Raw genomic sequence first — 4998 nt, 5'->3', positions numbered from 1 at the left:
TTTGTCTATGCATTAGCATTAGAGCGCGGCATGACACCATTTAGCATGGTGAATGACAGTCCCATTACGATTGGCAAATGGTCTCCTCGAAACTCTGATGGTCGCTATCTCGGTATGATTCCGCTACGTCGTGCATTGTATTTATCTCGAAATACAGTCTCTGTGCGCTTATTACAGAATGTAGGAATCGAAAGAGCTCGCCAATTATTTATGGATTTTGGCTTACAGGATGATCAAATTCCACGCAACTACACGATTGCGCTCGGCACACCTCAAGTTCTTCCAGTGCAAATGGCAACAGGTTATGCAACCTTTGCAAATGGCGGTTATCGTATTCAGCCTCATTTCATCAAAAGAATTGAGGACAATAATGGCAATATCATTTATGAAGCTAAGCCTGAATATGCATGTATTCCATGCATCAGCGACTCAAATGCTTATAACCAAGCACAAGACACCAACCAAGATGATGAAACACAAGAGATCACCAATGAAAGCTTAGAGAACGCTCTAGCATCATCAGAAACTCAAGCGACAGATGCAAATCCTGATCGATTACTCAAGACCAATAGCAATTACAAACAAGCTCAACGAATTTTAAAATCCAGTTCAGCTTATGATATGGCAAATATCCTACATGACGTAATTCAGCGTGGTACAGGTCGTGCTGCACTCAAAATTGGACGAGATGACTTAGGTGGTAAAACAGGAACAACCAATGATGCGAAAGATGCTTGGTTCGCAGGCTTTAATGGCAAGCTCGTCGCGATTGCTTGGGTTGGATTTGATCAACCTCGCACATTAGGTCGTCGTGAATATGGTGGTGTTGCTGCACTACCTATTTGGTCGAACTTTATGGCGAAGTCACTTGCAGGCACACCGTCTACATGGGTTCGTTTTGATAAAGATGCAAGTGCACCAATCTCTCGTGATGAACTACAAGTTCAACAAAGCGAAGATCAAAAAGTTTATCGTGCATCTCCACCATTAGCGCGTCCTCTCTATCGCCCAGCACCAGTTGTTCCAACACGTTCAATAGATAACGATTTCTCAGACTTACCTGGCACAGCACCTTCAGCTGATGAACAAATTATTGTTCCCTCAAAAAAACAACCACCTGCTTTAGGTACGGAGACTCAAAGTCCGTCACCGAAGAAAGAAAGAGATAATATAGAAAACCTCATTAACCAAATCCAATAAGCTAAAAAGCCATCAAATTGATGGCTTTTTTCTTTTTTGAAATAAATAAATCTGAAAAGCGGCACTTACCGTGAATACTGGATTCTGCTCTAACAACATCCGTCGTTCGGGATTGGCTTTATAAGCATAAGGCGTCATTGCGATTAAGTTCTTTAAGGCCATTTGATCCAAACTTAACGGCGCTTCAATCACTTGCTCTTGTATCAACTCAAACTCAGCTTCAAGTTGCTCAACAAACTTATGAGGCTCATGTAAATTTACCTGTTCAAATAAAGCAGCTCTTAAATCATATAAATGCTTAGGTGCAGGCGTTACAACAATTAAATGTCCGCCATGATTTAAAACTCGAGCAATTTCTGCTTGAGGAATTGGACTAAATAAACTCGTACAAACATCAACACAATGATTTTGAACGGGCAATGTTGCACCTGTTCCAACAATCCATGTTACTTTGGAATTTAGTTTTGCTGCACGTTGTACCGCTGTTTTAGCAATATCAACACCAATACAATCGTTAGCAACCGTTTGCATCGCATCGGTATAATAACCCTCACCACAGCCAATATCTAAAATTGCTTTTGGTTTAAGCAGCTGAAGTATCTCAACAACCGCTTGCTGTAATGGCTGGTAATAACCTGCTTGTAAAAATTCACGGCGTGCTAATACAGATTCAGCAGTATCACCCGGTGTCTTACTATGTTTGTGTTGAACCACATGAAGATTTACATAACCTTGTTTGGCCACATCATAGCTATGTCCTTGTTCACATCGCCATTTATTCTCCGCCAAATTCAACGATTGGCGACAAACAGGACACATCAACAAACTCATCTATTTTCTCCAAACATAAAAAAAAGCTGGTCATCACCAGCTCTTTTCTCGAATCTTGGCTTAACGTAATTTTAACGTCATCAACCCTAACACAACGAGGAAAATGGTAATAATCCAAAAGCGGATTACGACTTGTGTTTCTTTCCAACCTTGCTTTTCATAATGATGATGTAATGGCGCCATTAAGAATACACGTTTATTTCGCATACGTAATGAACCGATTTGCAAGAATACAGAAACAGCCTCCATGACAAATACACCGCCCATAATTGCAAAGACAATTTCTTGACGAACCATCACCGCAATCGTACCAAGCATCGCGCCAAGCGCTAAAGCTCCGACATCACCCATAAAGACTTGGGCAGGATGCGCATTGTACCAAAGGAAAGCAAGACCCGCTCCGATCATTGCAGAGCAAATCACTACGAGCTCAGAGGTATATTTAACGTATGGAATATGCAAATAATTCGCAAAACGAATGTCACCAGATAAATAAGCAAAAACGCCCAAGCCTGCTGCAACCATAACGATTGGCATAATCGCCAAACCATCTAGACCATCCGTCAAGTTAACCGCATTTGATGCACCATTAATCACAAGATAAGTGAAAACAATAAATGCTAAACCCAGCGGCACAACAGATAGAGGAATCGACAAATTCTTAAAGAAAGGAATCAGCAAATCCAGCATATTCGCTGTATGTACGGCACTATCCTGCTGTTTCGCAATCACATATAAGGCAATACCCGCTCCCAGAGATGCCACCGAAGTCCAAAAAAACTTCTTACGTGCGGGCAAGCCGGCATTATCTTTATAACGAACTTTAATCCAGTCATCGGCCCAGCCTACCGCACCAAACACCACCATCACACCAAGTACGATCCAGACATATGGATTGGATAAATCAGCCCATAATAGCGTGCTGATCCCGATAGAGAGCAAAATGAGAATCCCGCCCATCGTTGGGGTGCCCATTTTTTTGGCATGGTTTTCTGGCGCAAAAGAGCTCACAGCCTGACCATATTTTAATGCCTGTAATTTACGAATCATGACTGGACCTAAAACTAGTCCGATCGTCAGAGCAGTCAGCAAGCTCAACAAAGAGCGCAACGTTAAATAACGAACAACCTGAAACGAACTGTTATAGTCCGCCAATTGCTCAAATAACCATAACAACATTTAAATTTTCTCCATCAAGTCAGCCATCAACGTTTCCATATGGGTATAACGAGACCCTTTAAACAGGAAACTCATGGACTGGGGTTGATGTGTTTGGACTAAATTAATTAAGAATGGTAACGCATCTGCTTGAGATGCAAAGGCATGCAGTTTTGCAGAATCTGTCGCACCTTGTTGTGCAGCTGTAGCAAACTCACCAACAACAACCAAATGATCTAATGGCTGACCCACTAAATCTCGACCAAGATCATGATGTTCTTGCCAGCTACTCTCACCGAGTTCACCGATATCCCCCATCACCATGACTTTTAGGCCTTGTTGTTGTAGCAAAACCTGTGCTGCTGCACGCATTGATGTTGGGTTCGCATTATAAGTATCATCAATGAAAAGATGATTTTGATGTTGGATAAAGTTTAAACGACCTTTAGCACCCTGCGCTTGCTCTAAGCCTTCTACAATCTGATCAAGCTCAACACCAATCGCAAGTGCAAATGCTGCGGCAGCAGCTGCGTTCTGCACATTATGCGCTCCCGCAAAGGGTAGGTTTATAGCGCGAGAACCTTGTGGTGTATGTAAATTAAATTGAGCTGATTGAGGGTGTAGCACGACATCCGTAGCGAACACATCGCCCCCTTCACCAAAACTTAAGATTTGATGTCCTTGCGCATTAAGACGAATGTTTACAGTGAAATCATCATGTGCAGGAACAATCGCAGTCCCATAGTCCCAAATATGCCTGTAAATTTCAGACTTAGCACGACAAATCCCTTCTCGACCACCAAATTCACCCAGATGCGCTGTACCAATGTTTAAAATACCAGCCACATGTGGTTGAACTAGATTTGAGGTGTAATTAATTTCACCTTGATGACTGGCACCTAACTCCATCACAGCAAATTGATGGTCTTGACGTAACTCAAGTAACATCATTGGCACACCTAAATCATTATTTAGATTGCCACGCGTGATCAGTGTCGGTGCCAAACGAGATAAAATACTGCCCAACATTTCTTTGGTCGTGGTTTTACCACTACTACCTGTGAGTGCAATCACTTTCAACTGCTGATTCTGTTGACGACGATATGCGCCCAAATGTCCAAGCGCTAATCGTGTATCTTTAACGATGAGCTGTGCAATTTCTGCATCGACTGGACGCTCTACAATGGCAATTTGACAACCTTGTATAACCACTTGATCGACAAAATTGTGTGCATCAAATCGCTCACCTTTTAAAGCAAGAAAGACATCTCCAGCTTCGGCATGACGTGAATCTGTCAGAATACGTTTCACTTCACCTTGTGGGATTCTGGCGTTATGCCATTCACCTTGAGTTGCTTGTTGTAATTGTTCAGCTGTCCATGGTTCTAATGGAACGGTACTCGTCGTTGATGTATGCATACTTGTTATTACCTTTGAATCCTATTGTGCAGGATAAGCTGAATCTACTGCATGTGACTGTGCTGCAATTGCTGATTGCACCTCAACCACATCATCAAACCAATGACGAACCCCATCAATTTCCTGATAGTTTTCATGTCCCTTCCCAGCGATCACCACAATGTCACCGGCCTGTGCTTGATCAACAACAAACTTAATCGCCTCTCGACGATCATGAATTTCATGCATGGTATGTTGTGCAAAATGAATACCTTGTTTCATATCCACAAAAATTTGCTCTGGATTTTCCGTGCGCGGATTATCCGAGGTCAAAATCACAGGATTAGCATGATCTAAAGCCGCCTGAGTCATCAACGGACGTTTACCGCGATCTCGATCTCCACCACAGCC

Annotated in this window: 5 protein-coding genes; 1 reads left to right on the top strand and 4 read right to left on the bottom strand. The window is 42.4% G+C overall.

Going from position 1 to position 4998, the window contains the following annotated elements; translation table 11 throughout:
• Positions 1 to 1200, top strand: a 1200-nt coding sequence (locus B4237_RS07745; protein WP_286942545.1) for a penicillin-binding transpeptidase domain-containing protein, incomplete at its 5' end; no start/stop codon positions are given.
• Between the two features lie 12 nt (positions 1201 to 1212).
• Here the strand turns inward: B4237_RS07745 and B4237_RS07740 are convergent.
• The 4 genes from B4237_RS07740 to B4237_RS07725 form a co-directional block, all read right to left on the bottom strand.
• Positions 1213 to 2031 (bottom strand): putative RNA methyltransferase, encoded by an 819-nt coding sequence (locus B4237_RS07740; protein WP_286942543.1) that lies wholly within the window; start codon positions 2029 to 2031, stop codon positions 1213 to 1215.
• 60 nt (positions 2032 to 2091) lie between these two features.
• Positions 2092 to 3210: a phospho-N-acetylmuramoyl-pentapeptide-transferase gene (gene mraY / locus B4237_RS07735; protein ID WP_007480741.1), complete on the bottom strand. Its 1119-nt coding sequence runs from the start codon at positions 3208 to 3210 to the stop codon at positions 2092 to 2094.
• Complete coding sequence (locus B4237_RS07730; protein ID WP_286942541.1) at positions 3211 to 4608, bottom strand: UDP-N-acetylmuramoyl-tripeptide--D-alanyl-D-alanine ligase; 1398 nt, start codon at positions 4606 to 4608, stop codon at positions 3211 to 3213.
• A 21-nt stretch (positions 4609 to 4629) separates the two neighbouring features.
• A partial coding sequence (locus B4237_RS07725; protein ID WP_349679986.1) for a glutamate ligase domain-containing protein occupies positions 4630 to 4998 on the bottom strand: 369 nt, incomplete at its 5' end.

It is taken from the genome of Acinetobacter sp. UBA6526 (genome assembly GCF_002434875.1).
Classification (GTDB): domain Bacteria; phylum Pseudomonadota; class Gammaproteobacteria; order Pseudomonadales; family Moraxellaceae; genus Acinetobacter; species Acinetobacter venetianus.
This window is presented reverse-complemented; position numbering and strand designations above follow the sequence as displayed.

Bases quoted from the DNA above. Each gene is read 5' to 3' on its own strand.
- B4237_RS07740 (WP_286942543.1), bottom strand. From the start codon at position 2,031: ATGAGTTTGTTGATGTGTCCTGTTTGTCGCCAATCGTTGAATTTGGCG.
- mraY (WP_007480741.1), bottom strand. From the start codon at position 3,210: ATGTTGTTATGGTTATTTGAGCAATTGGCGGACTATAACAGTTCGTTT.
- B4237_RS07730 (WP_286942541.1), bottom strand. From the start codon at position 4,608: ATGCATACATCAACGACGAGTACCGTTCCATTAGAACCATGGACAGCT.